The sequence below is a fragment of the Methanobrevibacter sp. genome (genome assembly GCF_030539555.1).
GTDB lineage: Archaea > Methanobacteriota > Methanobacteria > Methanobacteriales > Methanobacteriaceae > Methanocatella.
This window is the reverse complement of the sequence record NZ_JAUNXX010000010.1, coordinates 16,465-35,820: the sequence shown is the minus strand read 5'-3', so window position 1 is coordinate 35,820 and position 19,356 is coordinate 16,465. Positions and strand designations below refer to the sequence as shown.

23 protein-coding genes and 1 pseudogene are annotated in these 19,356 nt (G+C 38.7%); 10 read left to right on the top strand and 14 right to left on the bottom strand.

Translation table 11 applies throughout. From position 1 onward, the window contains the following. Positions 1–5 precede the first annotated feature (5 nt). The 3 genes from Q4Q55_RS03800 to Q4Q55_RS03790 are packed head-to-tail and all read right to left on the bottom strand — an operon-like array spanning position 6 to position 2,004. A complete protein-coding gene (locus tag Q4Q55_RS03800; protein WP_303371491.1) occupies positions 6–935 on the bottom strand; it encodes a zinc-ribbon domain-containing protein in 930 nt (309 codons plus the stop codon). Between the two features lie 3 nt (positions 936–938). Further along, entirely contained in the window at positions 939–1,493 is a 555-nt protein-coding gene (locus Q4Q55_RS03795) for a hypothetical protein (protein ID WP_303371490.1), read from the bottom strand. A gap of 16 nt (positions 1,494–1,509) precedes the next feature. After that, on the bottom strand, positions 1,510–2,004 hold the full coding sequence (locus Q4Q55_RS03790; protein WP_303371489.1) for a hypothetical protein: 495 nt from the start codon (positions 2,002–2,004) through the stop codon (positions 1,510–1,512). 114 nt (positions 2,005–2,118) lie between these two features. Here Q4Q55_RS03790 and Q4Q55_RS03785 point away from each other — a divergent pair, with 114 nt between their 5' ends. Next, positions 2,119–2,397 carry a winged helix-turn-helix domain-containing protein gene (locus Q4Q55_RS03785; protein WP_303371488.1) on the top strand — a complete coding sequence of 93 codons (279 nt, stop codon included), beginning with the start codon at positions 2,119–2,121 and terminating at the stop codon, positions 2,395–2,397. Positions 2,398–2,437: 40 nt separating this feature from the next. Here Q4Q55_RS03785 and Q4Q55_RS03780 read toward each other — a convergent pair whose 3' ends face one another. From Q4Q55_RS03780 to Q4Q55_RS03760, 5 genes are all read right to left on the bottom strand, one after another. Further along, positions 2,438–3,775: an NCS2 family permease gene (locus Q4Q55_RS03780; RefSeq protein ID WP_303371487.1), complete on the bottom strand. Its 1,338-nt coding sequence runs from the start codon at positions 3,773–3,775 to the stop codon at positions 2,438–2,440. Positions 3,776–3,898: 123 nt separating this feature from the next. Further along, positions 3,899–4,720 carry a 4Fe-4S dicluster domain-containing protein gene (locus Q4Q55_RS03775; RefSeq protein ID WP_303371486.1) on the bottom strand — a complete coding sequence of 274 codons (822 nt, stop codon included), beginning with the start codon at positions 4,718–4,720 and terminating at the stop codon, positions 3,899–3,901. A 31-nt stretch (positions 4,721–4,751) separates the two neighbouring features. Next, entirely contained in the window at positions 4,752–5,618 is an 867-nt protein-coding gene (gene speB, locus Q4Q55_RS03770) for an agmatinase (RefSeq protein ID WP_303371485.1), read from the bottom strand. Positions 5,619–5,652: 34 nt separating this feature from the next. Then, complete coding sequence (locus Q4Q55_RS03765; protein WP_303371484.1) at positions 5,653–6,051, bottom strand: translation initiation factor IF-5A; 399 nt, start codon at positions 6,049–6,051, stop codon at positions 5,653–5,655. Positions 6,052–6,179: 128 nt separating this feature from the next. After that, positions 6,180–6,533, bottom strand: a complete 354-nt coding sequence (locus Q4Q55_RS03760) for a hypothetical protein (RefSeq protein ID WP_303371483.1) — start codon at positions 6,531–6,533, stop codon at positions 6,180–6,182. Positions 6,534–6,992: 459 nt separating this feature from the next. Here Q4Q55_RS03760 and Q4Q55_RS03755 point away from each other — a divergent pair, with 459 nt between their 5' ends. The 7 genes from Q4Q55_RS03755 to Q4Q55_RS03725 all read left to right on the top strand — a co-directional run bounded on the left by Q4Q55_RS03755 (position 6,993) and on the right by Q4Q55_RS03725 (position 14,248). Then, a complete protein-coding gene (locus tag Q4Q55_RS03755) occupies positions 6,993–8,846 on the top strand; it encodes a bifunctional NADP phosphatase/NAD kinase (RefSeq protein WP_303371482.1) in 1,854 nt (617 codons plus the stop codon). Then, entirely contained in the window at positions 8,809–10,266 is a 1,458-nt protein-coding gene (gene cfbE / locus Q4Q55_RS03750) for a coenzyme F430 synthase (RefSeq protein ID WP_303371481.1), read from the top strand. Before Q4Q55_RS03755 ends, cfbE begins: the two co-directional genes overlap by 38 nt. 125 nt (positions 10,267–10,391) lie before the next feature. Then, positions 10,392–11,261: a hydroxymethylbilane synthase gene (hemC, locus tag Q4Q55_RS03745; RefSeq protein ID WP_303371480.1), complete on the top strand. Its 870-nt coding sequence runs from the start codon at positions 10,392–10,394 to the stop codon at positions 11,259–11,261. Between the two features lie 14 nt (positions 11,262–11,275). Next, on the top strand, positions 11,276–12,232 hold the full coding sequence (locus Q4Q55_RS03740) for a Gfo/Idh/MocA family protein (RefSeq protein WP_303371479.1): 957 nt from the start codon (positions 11,276–11,278) through the stop codon (positions 12,230–12,232). A gap of 8 nt (positions 12,233–12,240) precedes the next feature. Beyond that, entirely contained in the window at positions 12,241–12,852 is a 612-nt protein-coding gene (locus Q4Q55_RS03735) for an orotate phosphoribosyltransferase-like protein (protein ID WP_303371478.1), read from the top strand. Between the two features lie 99 nt (positions 12,853–12,951). Further along, complete coding sequence (locus Q4Q55_RS03730) at positions 12,952–13,335, top strand: hypothetical protein (protein WP_303371477.1); 384 nt, start codon at positions 12,952–12,954, stop codon at positions 13,333–13,335. Beyond that, the gene (locus tag Q4Q55_RS03725; protein WP_303371476.1) at positions 13,328–14,248 is read left to right on the top strand and encodes a DUF6569 family protein; all 921 of its coding nucleotides are present in this window, start codon (positions 13,328–13,330) and stop codon (positions 14,246–14,248) included. Before Q4Q55_RS03730 ends, Q4Q55_RS03725 begins: the two co-directional genes overlap by 8 nt. On the opposite strand, the gene Q4Q55_RS03720 is transcribed toward Q4Q55_RS03725, so the two are convergent. From Q4Q55_RS03720 to mtrA, 5 genes and pseudogenes are all read right to left on the bottom strand, one after another. After that, positions 14,249–15,907 carry an N-6 DNA methylase gene (locus Q4Q55_RS03720; protein ID WP_303371475.1) on the bottom strand — a complete coding sequence of 553 codons (1,659 nt, stop codon included), beginning with the start codon at positions 15,905–15,907 and terminating at the stop codon, positions 14,249–14,251. After that, complete coding sequence (locus tag Q4Q55_RS03715; RefSeq protein WP_303371474.1) at positions 15,900–16,463, bottom strand: restriction endonuclease subunit S; 564 nt, start codon at positions 16,461–16,463, stop codon at positions 15,900–15,902. Before Q4Q55_RS03715 ends, Q4Q55_RS03720 begins: the two co-directional genes overlap by 8 nt. 45 nt (positions 16,464–16,508) lie before the next feature. Next, positions 16,509–16,904, bottom strand: coding sequence for a hypothetical protein (locus Q4Q55_RS03710; RefSeq protein WP_303371473.1), 396 nt, complete (start codon positions 16,902–16,904; stop codon positions 16,509–16,511). A 24-nt stretch (positions 16,905–16,928) separates the two neighbouring features. Further along, positions 16,929–17,291: a hypothetical protein gene (locus Q4Q55_RS03705; protein ID WP_303371472.1), complete on the bottom strand. Its 363-nt coding sequence runs from the start codon at positions 17,289–17,291 to the stop codon at positions 16,929–16,931. Between the two features lie 401 nt (positions 17,292–17,692). Further along, positions 17,693–18,196 (bottom strand): annotated as a pseudogene (gene mtrA, locus Q4Q55_RS03700) (tetrahydromethanopterin S-methyltransferase subunit A); the annotation flags it as partial. Positions 18,197–18,296: 100 nt separating this feature from the next. Here mtrA and Q4Q55_RS03695 point away from each other — a divergent pair. Then, a complete protein-coding gene (locus tag Q4Q55_RS03695; RefSeq protein ID WP_368660131.1) occupies positions 18,297–18,845 on the top strand; it encodes a phosphatase PAP2 family protein in 549 nt (182 codons plus the stop codon). On the opposite strand, the gene Q4Q55_RS03690 is transcribed toward Q4Q55_RS03695, so the two are convergent. Further along, positions 18,834–19,124, bottom strand: a complete 291-nt coding sequence (locus Q4Q55_RS03690; protein WP_303371471.1) for a hypothetical protein — start codon at positions 19,122–19,124, stop codon at positions 18,834–18,836. The genes Q4Q55_RS03695 and Q4Q55_RS03690 overlap by 12 nt on opposite strands. 99 nt (positions 19,125–19,223) lie before the next feature. On the opposite strand from Q4Q55_RS03690, the gene Q4Q55_RS03685 reads away from it, so the two are divergent. Next, on the top strand, positions 19,224–19,349 hold the full coding sequence (locus Q4Q55_RS03685; RefSeq protein ID WP_303371470.1) for a hypothetical protein: 126 nt from the start codon (positions 19,224–19,226) through the stop codon (positions 19,347–19,349). Positions 19,350–19,356 lie beyond the last annotated feature (7 nt).

Genomic DNA, 19,356 nt, shown 5'->3' with positions numbered 1-19,356 from the left:
AGCCCTCAGTTAAACAATAAATCATTTTTAATTTGATCAAACTCTTCCTTTGTTATTGCACCGCTTTCAAGCAGTTCCTGAAATTCTTTTAGTTGTTGTGCTTTAGTTGGTTCGGAAGACTGGTTTTCAATTACAACTGTTTGAGGCTTATCTCTTAAAGACTCATATAAATCTACTAAATTCTGACCAAATTCATAACTTGGAAGTCTAATCTCGTAAGAGGTATTGTCGACTAATTTTATTAATAACCTATCAAACATGTTTGCACTGTCATTATTAGCAACCATATCTTTAAATCTAGTTGCCTTAAGAGAAGCTATCTTATTTTGAATATCCCTTCTGATATCATGTGGAGATGTCCAGGCTCGTTTAGTGATATCTTCATATCTGCTTTCATCGCCTAACCTTTTAGTTACTCTCATTGAGACAATTTTATCAAAATAGAAATTGTTTATCCCTGCATTGACCTTTTTAAAGTCCCGATTATCAATTTCCATGAAAACAAATTTGTTTTCTTTAATTAAGAAAAATCCATCAATTTGTGTCTCATTACCAATGAATTTGTTGGGATTATAACCTGAAACGAATTTATTGATAGTTTTATGTTTAGAAGTTGATTTTTCTAACATATTGAAACGTTCAACACTGGTTAAGAAATAATCTTCATCCTTAATTCCGAATTCCTCTGCAAGCCTATCATATCTTGCAAGAACTTCATCACGTCTTGCATTCCATTCCTGTTGTTTGAAAGATAGGGAAGCACCATTATCCAATTTATGACCACATTCACGGCAGAATGTTGTGTTTTTATCATTTTTTGTTCCGCATTTTGGACATATTCCAGAGTCTTTTTCGTATTTTTCCACTTTTTCACCACAATTAAAGCAGAAATCAGACCCTACAACTTCTGCCCCGCAATTTTGACATTTGACCATGATTTAACCCCAATTGTTTTGATCCATTGTTTTTCTAATTTTGTTTCCCCAGGAATTTTCTTCCATATCTCTTACAGTAGAATCCAAATTGCTAGAAACATCAGCGATAGAACTATTTAAAGAATTAATCTTATTATCCATAATATCAATTTCCAACTTCATGAATCCTTTTTCAATGTCAGTGTAAGTCTTTGAGGTTTCCTCTGAAATCATAACGACATCAGTTCCTTCATTCAACATATCCATCAATCTTAAGAACACGTGTTCCTGATGCTGTTTTTCATATTCCTTAATATCTGAAACGCTGTAAACCTTATCCAACAACATTTTAATTACATTGATGAAATCGTTTCTGTCTGAATGCTCATTAACATTGCTTGGAAGGATGTCAGTTTTTAGCAGAAATACTGAATCTATCTCTTCGCCTTCTTTTAAAACCAATGAATATCCTTTGTTTTCTATATAAACTAAAGCGATTGATTTTCCATCATATATATCAACTTCAACTTTTGCGAATTCTTTTGGTATGGATAAAAAATTCAAATTACGAACCAACATGTTTAACACCTAAAACCTATTTAAATTCAACCGAATTTGCATATCTTTTCAAATCATCAAGATGGTATCCACCAACAAATACCGCTTTGCTTCCATCATCATTCTTAACACCAACAAGATACGGAGGCATCATTTTCATGCCAATATCATTAGTCAATACCAATGAATTTCCATCATCCTGAGCTATTTCATAGAAATAGGATGTTGTAAGCCCATTTACTGCATGTTGCCATGCATTTGACTCCCCTTCCACCAAATATGAATCATTATAATAGCAAACCATGATATCATCATCTTCAAGTTCACATCCTGTATCCTCATCCAGATATTCTCTAGAACAACCCAGTGCCCCATTTGGAAGGCAATATGCCACATCCCGAAAATTATGACCGATAGGAATGTCCATTGTGAACTGTCCGTCAAAGTCCTGACTAGATTTGATAGAACCTACGGCCATTATGGAAATAAAAGCCATAATTATCAGAAGCATTAAGATAATTTTTTTGTTCATGAACTCCACCTCATGTGCATAATTAATTATGTTATACACATAATATAAACATTGCTATTAGCATGCTAATATCGTATAGATATCTATTAAATAGCTAAAATTAAATTTTTAATCATGAGCAAAAAGGATGACATGAGCATTATTTCTTTACTTGCAAGGTCCAAAAAAAGAATTAACGTGTTGAAATCCCTTGAAAAGGAGGACAAGATTCCTTCAAAAATCAGCAAGGACATCAACGACAACAGCAACCATGTCTCCAAATACCTGAAGACCCTAAAAGAAGCGGAACTTGTGGAATGCCTTAACGAAGAGGACAAAAGATACAGGTTCTACAGCATCACCGATAAAGGCAAATACTACCTGAACAAGGTAGAAAAAGATTATAAAGACTGATTTTAAAAAAAAGAAAAAAAGTTAGACTCATATAATGAGTCTAAAGTCCGAAGAACAGATATATTACAAATACTATAACCAGTACCCAGATTCCCCAACTTAACTCTTTTGTTTTTCCGCTGGCAAGGCTTGCAATTGCGTAGACTACGAATCCCCAAGCGATACCTAATGAAATGGAGTAAGTTAAAATCATCATGATAATGGTCATGAATACGGAAGCCGCAACAATCAGACTGTCCCATTGAACCTCTTTCAATTGCACGATCATCAAGATACCGACAATCACTAATGCTGCACAGGTGACCGGAGAGGTAAATAATGCCAATATCAATGGTGTGAAGAATATTGATAATATGAACAGTATACCGGTAACGATAGCTGTCAGACCTGTTTTACCGCCAAGACCAATACCTGTTGCACTTTCAACGTATGCTGTTACTGTACTTGTACCGAATATCGCACCGATGATACCGCCGACAGCGTCTGCTAAAAATGCGTTTTCAATACCCACTGCCTGACCTTTTTCATCGATGAATCCGCATTGTCTTCCTAATGCCATCAAGGTTCCTGTTGTATCGAAGAATGTCACGAATACAAGTGAGAAGAGCATCATTATCAGGTTCGGAATATTGGTGAACAGCTGTCCGAATCCTTTAACAAATCCACCGAAGAGAGATAAATCAAAATTGGTGGTAATGAATTGTGAAGGAACGGTAGGCATCAATATATCTCCTGTACCAAATCCGAGTGCTGTGAATATTAAACCGATTACTGCAGTGACGACCAATCCTACAAATACTGCAGCAGGGAATTCCCTTACATACAATATCAATGTAATTATGACACCTATCAATGCAAGAAGAGCCGGAGCGGCCATAAGGTTACCCATACTGACGAAAGTTGACGGATCGGCTACAATGATTCCTGCACCTTTTAAACCTAAAAATGCCAGGAAGAATCCGATTGCCGCACCGATACCAAGTTTCAAGTCAAGAGGAATGATGTTCAAGATAGCTTCCCTTAAACCGGAAATGGTAATTATTAAAAAGATTATGCTTGAAATGAATACTGCTGCAAGCGCTGTTTCCCATGTGTTTCCCATTGTCAATATAATAGTATATGTAAACAATGCGTTCAGTCCCATACCTGGAGCTAATCCGACTGGATATTTAGCAACTAGCCCCATAATTATACATGCAATACCGGAAGCAACTGCTGTTGCAAATAATACTCCGGTAGCAGGCATTCCACCATCAGCCAAGATAACAGGGTTTACTCCCAAAATGTAAGCCATAGCAAGGAATGTGGTGATACCTGCGATGATTTCAGTTTTGAAATCAGTTCCATTTTCCTTAAATTTGAAAAAATTGTCCAACATATAACACCTCATCAGAAAAACGTAAATATCTGATAAAAGTATTTATGTTAAATAAATGTTATAAGATTATCGATGAATATTCATGATTAATCATTAAATGAACATTGATTAACAACGATAAAATTAAAGTTTTAATGCATTATTAGGACAATTATATACACAATCAAGGCATAAGATGCATTCTGTACCATTTTCTCTTTTTCTTGAATCATCCAATATTTTAACATCCATAGGACATTTTTTAACACATTTTCCACATTCGTTGCATTTGTCGTTGTTAACCTTAATTCTTAGAATTGAATAGTAACTTGACAATTTTAAAAATACTGTAATCGGACAAACATATTTGCAGAATGCACGATTATCCTTCAGATGATATGCAAGAAAGATTCCAAGAATGTAGTATATTATGTTTCCTGCGATGAATGTGTAGAATATGATTTCATCAAGATTATTTACCTTGAATATGAATAGTCCGGAAACGAAACACAGAATAACTGCAAAAAGAACATATCTGACATAACCCCAATTTTTCCGTTCATGATTTGGAGTCTTGTAAGGCAGCAAGTCCAGCACCATCGCCGTCCAGCAGGCATATCCGCACCATCCCCTTCCGAAAATGAATGGACCAAGGATTTTTGCAACTAAAAAATGAATTACTGCTGCTTCAAAAACGCCTAAAAACAGATAATACCAGAACCCTGATAATGATAAGCTTTCATGACCCAAAATGCTTACGTAAAACAGCAAATATGAACCGACAGCAAGCATTATTATGTTTCGACCATATCTAAAATTATTGGACATTAAAAAAACACCTATAGCTATCGCAGTTCCGATATACAGGAAATTGAATATAAAAAACGTATTGGATGTTATAAAATAAACCAAAAAGGCAATCAAGATAAAAATCGCTTCCATAACCAGAGGTGCCTTAATCTTCATAGTATAATATTTGTCAATATGATTAATAAGATTATTCTATCAAAGTCAGGAAATCATAAATGATTTTTGATGCGACGACTGCTGTGGCCTCGCCCAGCTTGTTGCTGGCGGTTTCAACAACATCCAATCCCACAATGTTTTTATGACACAATGTTTCAAGGATTGTCTCAATATCATGAACGAAAAGTCCTCCAGGTGTCGGATTTCCAACTCTTGGAGCGATTGCCGGATTGAAAACATCCATGTCTATCGAAATATAGATTGGGCCATCGATATTTGTCAGGTAATATTCGATTGCGTCCATGTGCTTGTGGACATCCCTGTTCTTGAATGTCTGGATATTGTAAGTTGATTTTATGAATTCCTCTTCCTCAAGGGATGATGATCTTATTCCAATCTGTACAAGGTTAGCTCCCGCTTCATGAGCCCGCCTCATTACTGTTGCATGAGAGTATTTCTCGCCTATGAATTCGAAGGCCAGGTCCCTGTGGGCGTCCAAGTGTATCACAGTAAGCTTTTCGTACTTTTCGATTAATGCGGCGATTGCCCCTATGGATGCTGAATGTTCGCCTCCGATTATTATTGGCTTTAAGTTTAAGCTTAAAAGTTCATCAACAGTTTCCCTGACGATTTCACAGGTTTTCTGACAGTTTCCGGGAACAACATTGACGTCGCCGAAATCGTAAAAGGTGGCTGTCAGGTCCTTGTTAAAAACAGTATTGTATTTTTCAAAACCAAAGGATGCTTCTCTTACAACGATTGGTCCTAAACGTGCACCGGAGTGATAAGAAGTAGTGCTGTCAAAGGGAACTCCGATTATCCCATATGAATTTTCTTTGATTTCATCATTTTCCGCAGAAAATGCAAATTTCCACGGTTCATAAGTATTTAAAAGCATAATTTATCTAAAAAAAGGAAAATATGAAGAGAACTTAAGCAGATCCTCTAGTTCTCATTATTTTCATGTTTCCTAAAGCGACGATGTATTCAACTTCAATACCTTCGACGATGTCGTTTTTCAAGTCTTCAGGCATTGGTAAATCGATGGTTTCGTAGTTTTCCATATCCATTATTTGAACGTTGTCGCCTTGGATAGATATAACTTGACCTAATCTTTTGTCGATAATAGGGATATCTACTTTGTTGTCCACTGGTTTTACGAGACTTCTTTTTTGGTTATCGAATACGCCTACAGCTTCAATTCTTGCTTTTGCTGCACCGTGTTTACCAGGAGATGAAGTAGTATAACTGATAATTTTACAAGCTTCTCCGCCTAAAACAATATATTTTCCAACTTTTAATGTTTTAATTTCTACAACTTTTGTTGACATTAATTTTCCTCCATTTTAATAAAAACCGGTTTTTATAATCTTATAATAAGGAATATTATTAGATTAATATAGACTATATTTTCTATTTTATATAAAGTATTCGATTATTTTAAAAGAATTGAAAAAAATTAAAGCAGACCATTATTAAATGAATAAAGCCAGAGTGAAACTGCCGAGAGAAGCAGGATTATCAAAACCCAAACTACAAGAAAGACCTTTTTCGTATCGCTTCGGCCTTTGGTGATGTAGCTTTCATCTTTTTTGTCGCTTGTGATTTTTCTGTTGTTTTTATACTCATCGTCATTTCTCAGATATGTGTAGAATGCTCGTGCGATAAAATAGTAAATTACAACGAATGCTATTCCAATATATGGAACAGACCCTCCGTTAAAGAACACCACAACAACGGACGATGTTAAAAGCATCAGCAGCATGAAAAGGCATGCTGATAAGAAAATTGAAAGATACTTATTGAAAATCATTAGGTACACCTAAATTTATTTTTGACGTAATCATTAATAAATTTTTATTAGAGAGAAGTACTAAAAATTAAAAGTAAGAAAAATGAAAATAGACGCTTTCAGCCGAAAAGATTAATGACCGGCAAAACTAAGCGCTTTCGATAATGCACTTGCAGATGACGGAATTAAAGACGTGAAGTGGATACAATTATCTGAAGGCAACGGCCAACAGCGTTTTATCACAAATCACTCAAAAAATCAGGTGATGTGACATGACAGTTGTTAAAGCGGCTATTGAAGACACGTCAGGTTGCAGGTAAAGACTACCTGATAAGACAGACATCTTAAAGACCTGGAAAAATGAAGCTCACACATGGTCAGATACATGATGGAAAAAACGTGAACTGTAAACTATAAAATCTAAATCATCGAAGCTGTCTAAGGCAGCCAATCAAAAAGATAATATTGCCGAGGGATAAAATGGATGCTCAAGATAAGAAAATCGCAACAGACCTTTGCTATGAAATAATAAAAGAAGTAAGCCGAGCAATCAGGCCATATGTCGGAAAACCGGAATCCGGAGAAAAAATAAAAATGGGGGCCGACGGCACACCAACATCACTCATCGACATTGTTGCCGAAGAAAAAGTCATCAATATCTTAAAGAATGCTCCGGTCCTGTCATATATTGTAAGCGAAGAAATTGGAGAATTGAAACTTGGTAAAGGAACAAAAAGAAGCATTAGCCTGACTCATGAACTCAGACGTGACGATCTGGATGATGAGGAAAAGCCAAGATTCATATTCCTGGTTGACCCCGTTGACGGAACAAGCAATGCAATCAAGGAAATTCCGGCTTTTGGAATCTCAATAGCTGTGGCAAACGTTCCCGAAGGAAGACTTGCCACATTGAATGATGTTGAACTGGGTTTCATCAGCAACTTCGGAAACGGAAACTTCTTTGAAGCCGAAAAAGGAAAGGGCTGCTGGCTGAACAATGAGGAAGTCCATCCTAGCAACATCGTAAACATCAGCAACATCACCCTAGGAGGATTCACCAAAAGCGGAACCTCCGAAGCATCACAGCTCGTCGACAATGCAAGAAGAATGAGAGTGCTTGGAAGCGTAGTGCTTGAAATATCCTATGTCGCAAGCGGAAGATACGATGCATTCATCGACCTTAGAGGAAGCAGAATAATCGATATTGCGGCATCCAAACTGATTCTTGAAGAAGCCGGAGGAATCATTACCGACAAATACGGTGAAAAGCTGAACAACAAATTAAGCATCCACGAAAGAACCATCGTAGTTGCGGCAAACAACAAGATCCTTCACAAACAGATGATTGATACCCTAAACAACAATCAAACTGACTTTATAGGAAAAGTCGGAATTGTCGGAAGAATCGACCAGAACCGCTCCATACTCTTTTCAGCAAAAATAATCGATTACCTTCTAACCAACGGACGTGAAGTCGTTATCGAAACCAGACTTGCAAGAAAACTCAAGGATTTAAAAGAAAATCCTAAACTGGACAGGATTATAGAAAAGACCAAAAGGAAATACCCCGACATTGCACCGTTGCTTGACAACATCAACTTCAACATCGACTACCAGCAGATAAGCTGCGGAATCTTTGATTTCGAATGCGACATGGCAGTGGTTTTGGGGGGAGACGGAACACTCCTAAGAGCGCAGTCAAAAATGAAACCGGAAACCCCAATATTCGGAGTAAACATGGGAACCGTTGGATTTTTAACAGAAATAGAAGCAAAAGATACATTCAGCGCCCTGGAAGAGGTTTTAAAAGGAAACTACTACAAGGAACAAAGGTCAAAACTTGTTGTTTCACACGAAAACCACAACTACTCCGCAATGAACGAAGTGGTGATAATGACCGAGAAACCTGCAAAAATGCTTCACTTCGAAATTCAGGTGGACGGAGAGATTATCGAGGAAGTCCGGGCAGACGGACTGATTGTTTCAACACCAAGCGGTTCAACAGCTTATGCAATGTCTGCCGGAGGACCGATTGTCGATCCGAAGGTCGGAGGATTCATTATCATCCCAATCTGCCCATATAAGCTTGGCGCAAGACCGTTTATCGTATCCGACAACAGTGAAATTACTGTCAAACTGCTCAAGAAAGGAAAAACTGCAGTATTCGTAATGGACGGCCAGCTCAACGAAGAGGCAGAATATGAAGAGGAAATCAAATTCAAAAAATCAGATAAGGACGTTTATCTGATTAGAACATCCACCAAATACTTCTATAAGAAAGTTAAGGACAAATTAAGTGAAGGCGGAATTCACAAAGACAACTCCTGGTGCTAAGATGCATTATCTAATAATCGATTTGACCCATGGCGGAGTGAAAATCGCCATAACACTTGCCAAAAAAGGCAAAACAGTCAAGGCATATGACATTTATAAAACCCTGAATGATATTGATGCAGAAATGCTTGGCATTTATGGCGTGGAACTGGTGCAGCTTGAGGATTTGGCCGAACTTAAAGGCAGGATATGCGTAATATCCCCAATTCACCTGCCGCTAACACAGGAGGAAATTGAAGCGTTCAACCCGAATCTGGATTATAATTTCATGACCCACCATCAGGCAATCGGCGAGATTCTTAAAGGCTGGGGAGCTGACATTCCAAAAATTGAAGTTACAGGAGTTAAAGGAAAAACAAGTTCCGTTTTTATGCTTAAGGAAATCCTGATTGATGAAAACCCTCTGATTCTATCAAGCCTGGGTGCGATTTTATATGAAAACGGCAATGAAACCCTTCTGAAAAAGGACATTTCAATCACCCCTGCAAACATCAAGGAAACAGTCGATCTGGCCTACAGGAATGCGAATCCCGTTTGCCAAATATCCGAAGGCAAGGTTAAGAGTGAAAACCTAAGAAAATATTCATCCGCCATCTTTGAAAGTTCTCTGGGAGCATGCGGAATCGGTGATGTGGGGCTTTTGACAAATATCGCTGAAGATTATCCTATTGCACGAAATCATAGCTCAGCAAGCAGAGCCAAATCACAGGTGTTCATGTGCGATACCATAGTATGCCAAAAAGAGTGCTATGATGCATACTATTCAGATATTGCCCATGATAAGGTAAATACGTTTTCAATCGACGATGAAAGTGCTAACTTCTATGTCGGAAACGTTTCATACTCCCTTGACGAGACAGCAATCGATATAATATACAAAAACGTTAAAACGACATCGGGCAAAGCGGTTGACGGTGAGATAAGCGTCAGAACCTTTGCACCCGGATCCCATCACGTATCAAATGTATTAGGAGTTGTTCTAACCTGCATATGTCTTGAAATTGAAGATGACAAAATCATTAAAGGCCTTGAAAACTATAAGGGAATACCTGGAAGAACCAACAAAAGGACAATAGAAAACAGCACCATCATAGAAGAAATCAATCCTGGAATCAACACACAGGCCATAAAAGAATCCGTAAACATGATCGGCGATTTGGATGATTATTACGTTGCCGTTGGCGGGGATTACGGAATAACCTGTGAAGAGATTGACGAGGACAAGGTGAGCGAATTTCTAAACACCCTTGACTGCAGGCTGATACTGACCGGAGAAGTCGGCCACAGCATTCTCCGGAAAATGTCAGGAAATGCCGAATACCTCCCAGATTACAGGGACTGCTATGACATCGCAATAAAAAACAGCAAGAACCTTCTTTTCATATACCGCTCCAGTTACAGCAAAGTTTCACAAAGATAAACTCAACCGTATTTTTTGAAAAAATTGAAACATTTAATTATTATTAACTATAAAAATTAACAATGTAAAAAATAGTTATAAGTTATAAATATAACTATGAAAATTTTTTAAAACGGAGATAATAAATGATTGTAGGAACAAGAGGTAGTCAATTAGCTTTAGCTCAAACCAAACAGGTTTGCAGTGATTTATCAAAAATAACCAAGGAAGCTATTGATGTTGAGATTATTAAGACCAAAGGCGATAAGATTACAACATCCCAACTGTACAATATGGATTCAAAAGGTCTTTTCACCAAGGAATTGGATATTGCGCTGCTTGAAGAGGAAGTTGATTTTACCGTCCACAGTTTTAAAGACTTGCCTACCGAGCTGGATGAAGATTTGGAAATCGTGGCCGTTCCTAAAAGAGAATCTCCGCATGAAGTTTTAATTTCTGAGAAAAACTGGGATGAACTGGGACCTGGGTCAAAACTTGGAACCAGCAGCCTCAGAAGAGAAGCTTTCTGCAATCATTACCAAAAGGAATTTGAACTGAAACCTATCAGAGGAAACATAGAAACCAGAATCAATAAGGTTTATGAAAGCGACCTTGACGCCACACTGATGGCAGAAGCGGGGCTTAAAAGACTGAATTTGACAAAATACATCAGAACCGTATTCCCGCTCAAATACATTACCCCACCTGCAGGTCAGGGAGCGCTGGCAATCATCACAAGAAAGGACTCTGAGGTTAAAAATAAGATTTCCAAGCTGAATGATTATGTTTCAATGCAGGAAGTACTCGCAGAAAAGAAAGTGCTTGAGGAATTGGGCGTTGGATGCCAATGGCCGATAGGAGCAATAGCACGAACAAACGATAAAGAATTTAATATTTATTCTATATTATTAACCAAAGAAGGAGAAATCCTTAAAGAGCAAAATGAAAAGGGTTCCATAAAAGATGCAGTTGAACTTGGCGGCAGCATCGGAAAACTTTTCGAGGATTATGTTTAAACGGAGGAATTAAATTGAGAACTGTAAACGTAGGAGTCATTGGAGTCGGAGCTATGGGTGAAAACCATGTTCGCGTATACCATAAAATGGAAGAAGCAAACCTGATTGCTGTCAGTGATGTTAGTGAAAGAGCACTTAAAAAAATAGAGAAAAAATACGGTGCCAAAGGTTATACTGAATATAGTGAATTGCTCGATGACCCGGAAATTGAAGTAGTCAGCGTATGTGTACCAACAACATTCCACCATTCTGTCGTGATGGAGGCAATCGAACATGGAAAGCACGTTCTGGTTGAAAAACCTATTGCATTCACATTAAACGAAGCCGAAGAAATGATTGCTGCTGCAAAAGAGGCAGGAGTGATTCTTGCAACAGGACATGTGGAAAGGTTCAATCCGGCAGTTCAAAAGGCTAAAGAGCTTATTGATGACGGAGTTATTGGAGATATCGTATCCGCTTTTGCAAAAAGAGTGGGTCCGCTTCCGCCAAGAATCAAGGATGTCGGCGTTTCAATCGACCTTGCAATCCATGATCTGGACATCATGAACTACCTGTTTGAAGAGGACATCACACAGGTTTACGGGACAATGAACAGCAGTTTTGACGACAGTGAATTCGAAGACCATGCAGAAATCATGGTAAGCTTCGACAACGAATCAACAGGAATCATTGAAGTGAACTGGCTGACCCCTTACAAACGCAGAGAACTTGAACTTACCGGAACTGCAGGAATCATTTCAGTGGACTACATTAAACAAAGTATAGAAGTTTACGGTAAATTTGCTCAGGACATCCAAATTAAACATGAAGAACCTCTGAAAGGTGAATTGAAATCCTTCCTTGACTCAGTTGTTCAGGATAAGGAACCTGAAATAACTGGTGAAGACGGACTTAAAGCTCTTAAAATGGTTATTGCTGCTAACAGATCCTCTAAAGAACATAGACCGATTAGTTTAGAAGAACTTGAATAGGTGGTATTGTGAAAGAAAGATTAATTCAAAAAGCTCAGGAACTCAGACAACATGGATTTACTACAGGAGAAATTGCAGATGAACTTAATGTAAGTATGGACACCGCAAGATGGTTGACCCTGCAGAAAACAACCGAAGAAAAACCGGATGCTCCAACTGACATTGCAATTAACTGGAAAAGCATCGGTGGAAACTCAGCACGTTTAAGCTATGTTTCAAGTGCTTTAAGTGACATGACATTGGCTCATGGCGAAGCTGAAGTCATCTGTGGAATTGCAGTCAGCGGCATACCTTTTGCCACAATGATGTCTGACATCCTGGAGGACATGACCGGAATCGAAACCTCCCTTGCAATATTCCACCCTAACAAGCACAGAAAAGACACCGATGAGACCGATGACGAAGGTACCATAAGTACCAACTTCGGAAGCGTCGAAGGCAAAAAGGTAGTTATTGTGGATGATGTGATTACCAGCGGCAGAACAGCACGTGAGGTTATCCACACCGTTAAAGATTTGGGCGGAGAACCTATCTGTGTCGTTGTCCTAATCGACAAAGCAGGTCTTTCAGAAATCGAAGGTATTCCTGTTGAATCATTAATTAAAGTCGGCAGATTATAAATTATCTGCTGTTAATCTTCTTTTTTTTAAATTTTACTTAGTTGCCTGATGAAAGATTTAAATATTTTTAAAACACAACATATACACAAGGTGATAAAAATGGAAAATTCACAATGGATTGAAAAAAATATGCACATCACACTGCTCGGATTTTCAAAGTTCCACGGCCTCAAGCCATTCAAACTCGAATCCCTAATCAAATTGATTAAAGAGCCTGAAAACAAATATGACAACGAAGCGATAGCCTGCGAAATGAGATACTTCGGAAAAGTCGGCTATGTTGCAAACAGCACACAAACCGTAGCAATGGGAACAATGAGCTCAGGCAGAGTATATGACAAAATTGACGATACTTATTTCGCCAAAGTGAAATTCATAACCCAGAACACTGTAATCGCAAAGATACTGACAAGTGAAGAATACAACGAGGAGATGAAAAATCCTCAAAGCGACATTCATTATTTAAGTGATTCAGATGATTGATATTGAAATCTTAGCTCCGCAAAGCCATGAAAACATGGTCGTGGTGCCCCTTAAAAGCAAACTCTCATACAGGACAGATATTCTTACCCTGAAAAAAGGTCTTGAACTGGGGCTTGCGGAAGTCAAGGAGCTTGATGAAAGCAGCGTAAACACAGTGTCAGTCAAAAACAATGCAGTCACACCGCTGATTTTAATTGACGGTGAAGAAATCCTTGGAGCAAATCAGAATCGTATCGTCAACAGTACAATCCTAATAGGTGCGGGAAAGACCCAGAACATTCCTGTCAGCTGTACAGAGCAGGGGAGATGGGCATACAAAAGCGAATTCAAACAGTCAGATTACATTGCAAACTACAAAACCCGCCGTGCAAAGGAAGTTGCAAGCAGACACACATCCAACTACCAAAGCGAAGTCTGGGATTCCATCCATTGCCTGGAAGTCGAAACATCATTCAAATCACCTACAAGTGCAATGTCTGAAAGCTACGACAACCTGAAGGTGGATCACAACAAGTTCCTGAAGGCATTTAAGGTTGTTGACGGCCAAAGCGGCGTTCTGATAATTCAAAACGGAGATATAAAAGGTTTTGAAATATTCTACAACCCTCAGATATATGCAGAATATCATGAAAAGATATTGCGCAGCTATCTGATTGACAATAAGGTTGAAAACACAACATTCGCAATCAACATGGAGCAAATAGAAAGCGTGATTGCAGATGCCAAACAGGCAAGCTTTGAAAAAAAAGAGAGCGTTGCTCTTGAGTCCAGATTTGAATTTGAAAATGATTACGGGCTTGGAACACTTTACAAATATGATGATGAGGTCATTCACTGGTCATACTTCAAAAAGGAAGAGGAAATCTTTGATGAAGACATCCTGATTGAAAACGGCATTGATGAGACCGGGTGATTACATATCCAAATCACTCATCATCGATTCTATTTTTTTACTTAACTTATCAAGATTATCATCAATTTCCTTTTTTTCGGATTTCAAATCTTCGAGTCTGATGAAATCCCCGTCAAATGTGTCGACATATCTTGAAACAGTCAGGTTAAAATCATTTTTTTCAAGTTCCTCAATGGAAATGATTTCAGAGAACTTGTCAATTGCCCTTCTTTTTGTTAAAACATCCCTGACCCTGAGCAATGTCCTATCGTCGAGAATCAGATTGCGCCTGATTACTCCAGGCACGATTCTTTTAGATGAAACCGCACTGTACTGCTTTGAGAGATCTATGAAAAGAATATCATCAATGTTTTTGTTTTTCCTGAATACGATGATTACCTCAGGCCTTATTGATCTGCCCAACTCTTCGGGAAGGGAGATGATTGTATCTATATAGTTGTTTTCATAGGTCAGAAACTTCCTGAGCGCAGTAAGGGACTTTTTAAAGAGGAAGTTTTGTGAAAGTGAAATCGCCATTATCCCGTCTTCCTTAAGGCAGTTTATCATATTAATCAGGAAGAGAAATTCGCTGTTTTTGAGGACTTCATATTCTCCCCTGAAGTCCATGATGTTGTTTTTTTCAACGGCTTCGACTTTCTTCTCCACTATCTTTAAGGCATTAATCAGTTCTTCATCTTCACCCAGTGCTGACAAGTCCAATTGTGAAATCAGCTGCTCTTTAATGTCGATTTTGTTGGGGTTTGGAGCTTCAAGGTTCTGGCTTTTATGATATTTTGAAAAAAAGCGTGACCTGTTCGGGACCTTTGAGACTATGACATCAAACAGCTCCTCGTCATATGCCATGGACTCTGTTGCATCTTCACACTTTAGAAATACGTTGCTGAAGTCACATTCATGGATGAAAGCCTTAATCAGACTATAGAAGTAGTAAAGATTATTTGCTTCCTTTCCATAAATCCTGCTTTCCCTGAAATACCCTGAAACATTGAACAGGTTGGATGCGTCCTTTAAAAAAGGATCGTAAATGCTGTTAGCACTGTCCTTTTTTGAGGTGACTGTCTCTTCAAGAATTTGTGTGATGTATTCCGGAGTCGGTGTCAGGCGGATTTGCCTTGAAGAGGATATCAAATCATAGACTCTTCTGAAGCTGAATTCCTCCTCTTCAATATCGAGTTTGGAAATTGAGAGAAGATAATTGCTGATGAAGAGTTCCTGCTCGGCGTCATAGCCGTAGAAGCTGGTATATCTTTCAAGCGTTTCGGTGATGAAATTGAAATATTGTCTGCACGGATTGTCCCTGCTGAATTCTATGCTCTTTTTAAGTGCTGAGAGAAATTCCGGGTGTATGAATTCCTCAACAAACTTATCCCCGGTGAAGTGGTCGATGTATGCGTCATAGCTTTCAATGAAATATCCCAGATCGTTCAGGGCAACTTCCCTGATTTCGGCTTTGCCTTCGTCTGTGAGATAAAATATTTTCAAGTCATCACCGTCACCTCCGAACTGGTGGAGGAGATGATTTTTAAGTTTATCCGAGAGGTATTTGTAAAGAAATGCATATAATATCAGGTAGTTTGCATTGGCTGAAACGGATGAACGCCTCGCCTGTCTTATCAGATAATTGAGGATTGCTTCGTTGTGGGATTTTTTCCTAGCCATCTAATCCCTCCCAGACCTTATTCACAATCCCTTCCTTAAGGTTGCGGTCGTATTCGACGACCCTTAAATCCTCGGCGATCTTTTCGTTGATGGTGTTTAAAAGATCGCCGCATTTGACCTGTATGTCATAATCCGGAATTGCAAGTTCAAGTTCCTTGATTTCCTTTATGGAAGTGTGGGGAATTTTTTCTGTGCTTCCCAGTTCGTGAAGCTGCTTTTTGACATGGGCATTTGTAAGCAGGTGCGCTACAAAAGACGGGTCGTAGCCTTCATTGAGACGTATGATTGCAATCCTGTCGCTTACGACAAGACCTTCCCGGTCAGTGCAGACAACATCGTAAGGGTAGGGCATTTTCATAAGAATGTCTCCCTTTTTTGTGAAATAGTGTGATTTCGGTTCTTTTAACTTCATCTTTTCGAAATCATCCAGAATTCCGTCCTTTTTGATTGACCTTTGAACAATTACGTCGAATGCTTTTTCACGGTCATCCACATAACGCCTATATGAAAGACCTGATATGACTTCCGCAATATCATTAAGTTTTACTTTGCCCATGTTTTAGCCTCTGCATATATTTTTGCACTCCGGAATATAAAAAAATTAGGTTCCGAACACTCCGTTCGGGACCATGTTTGCACCTATGGTCTTTGCCCACAGTGCGATGTGGTGCGGTACTTGGTGATACACTTCAATGTAGGTGAAAAAGGTGCGCCTTTTCCACATTATGTACATTGATTTGAATAATGATAACTGGTCGAAATAAGCATGTTTGCGGTTGTATGACTTTTGCCAGACCTGGTATTCCTGGCACCTCAGCAGGTACTTGATGTCCCGTCTCAGCACATCCATCCTCATGTATTCGTCATGAAGCGGAGGGTTTAAGAGGTTGTAATAGTCATTTTGAAACTGCCTTATCTTCTTGTTCAGCAACAGCTCCCTGTTGTAATAATCATTATTCAGATGCCTTTTTCCTGATTGCTTTTTCTTTCTCCTCATGGTTCTGTCCTGAAAAATAGGGGTTTATTGGTATAAACCTCCAAGGTCCTCGATTGCATCCACGTCATCGGGTATCTCTCTTACGTCCATTTTTTCTGCTGAAAGCCCTCCGATTACGCCAACGCTTTGGATGTTTGATTTCAAAACAGCTGTTGATGTGATTCCTGCTCCCTGCGGAGAGAGGACGAAAAGGTCCAGGAAGGTATCGTCTTCCGCTACGATGAATGCAGGTTCGATACATTCGGCAGCTTTTGTCTGCACCTTGATTAGGATGTGCTTTGCATCGCATTCACCTTCGATTCCGATTTCTTTTCGGATGTTGTTGTCGAGGTTTTTGACTTTTTCAGACCAGTTGATTACATTATTGTCGTTTATTATCCCATTCATATTATTACTTCTCCTAAATTTTTATTTGATGTTCACCTCAAAAGATAAAACATGTGAACAATGGTGACAACTTTTTTAGAAATATGCAACATATTTCTTATGTATCTTTTTGGTAAAAATACATATCCGCACATATACTTTTGTTATAATATTATATATACTTATCGGTTTTTACATATACTTTTTTAAAAAATGCAAATTGTACCGATGCAATACTTACTATATTCCCCATCATATATAAATATTACCTTTTCTAGAAAAGTGCAAAAAAATTATTTTGTGAAAAATCACATAAAACAGGTGTATGAAAAAAAAATAAAAAAAAAGCAAAACAAAAAAGAAGCCTATTGCTCTTTTTTGTCTTTTTTGGCGCCTTTAACGATTACCATCTTCTGGGCTTCCTCATCAACTTCCATGACAATCGGATCCTCTTCGATTGCGCCCGGATCCTTTTCTACACATTCATTGATTTTGGACTGGATTGCGCCTATGTCTTCTGTATCGATTAAATCAACGATTTCCAGCTGGTTCTGGAATCTTTCGATACCGTCAAGAGGCACGTTTTCAACAAAAGGAATAGCCCCTGTTGCTCCGATGATTTTCTTTTTATCCGCATCGGCACCGTTTTCATACAGCGCCTTGATGCTCTGACCTGTGATGTGGCCCTGCACTTCGGCACCGGTTACGATTAAAAAACGAATGTTCGGGTTTGATATTACGTTTGCAACTACTTTTTCTATACCTAAATTCTCTGTCTTACATGGTCCTGCAATTGCAGCTCCGGACAATTCGGCTTCAATGTGAGAAGCAAGGGTTGTTACTGCAACCGGACTTTCAGGGTCCCCTACAACATAGTCGCCACTGATTACTGGCCAGCCATCTGCAGGAGCCTTTTTATCAGCCATTTTCTAGCCTCCTTTAATTCTATAATATTGGATATATTTTAAAATATATTTAAACGTTTTGAGGACAACAAGTATTAACGATTGAAAAACAATATTAATAATGATGAATGCAAATACTGAAATTTTTTATCTTATCAACAACGGATTGAGCAATCCTTATCTTGACTTTCTGATGCCCCACATAAGCGATGCCGGCGGGCTGACATGCCTTGCAATATTGTGCGCAGTCGCATTGCTCCTGACACGAAAGAACGTCTTCAATTCAGGCAGATACTACGGTCTGGTCAGGCTCTTTGCAGGTGCGATAATACTGGCGGTTCTGATTACCGCGCCAGTCAAGCTGCTTTTCAGCCAGCCACGACCATATCTGGTTTTGAGCCATGTCCACATTCTGACATCATCGGTTGATCCCAATTCATTTCCATCAGGCCACAGCGCAACAACACTGAGCGTCATGACCGTGCTGTTTTTGAAGGCGAAAGAGTATTTCAGAAGGGATGTTCTCGTCAGGTGCTTTGCTGTTGCATTCAGCCTGACAATCGGATTTTCAAGAATCTATATAGGCATGCACTTCCCATTCGATGTGGCAGTTGGCTGCATAATCGGGATAGCCAGCGGCATTATTGTCTGCAGGTACTTAAAAGTATAGCTCGGACGGCTTTCCGATATATTCAAAATCGTCCTTGTTTTTGAGGTATTTTACACCTATGACCTTTTCATCGCTGAATACTGTAACGACGCTCATGCCGTCATTGACATCAAGGACTATCACTTTTCTGTTATCGCCGCTTGCAGCCTCTATTTTGATGATATCGTCGTTTTGGATTAATTTCGGTTCTTCGAATTCGTCACCCACATCGGTTGAATACCAATGCTGAGGAAGCTTTACGCGTATTCCTAAATCGTCTAATATGTCTTTTACATGCATCTAATCACCACTTGATATAAGTTATCTTCGGAATCTATTTAAATATTTTGTAACTTCTAAAGGGTTAAAAGTAGTATTGCCCTTTAAGGAGGCTAGTTTTTGAAATCGGTTAAAATACTGGAAGGTCTGTTTAAGCTGATGGACTTGACGTTCATAGGTAAAATAATTGATGGACAATTTGAAATTATTGAAGTAATTGGAAAAATCAGGAGAGAGATGGTGTGAAATCTAT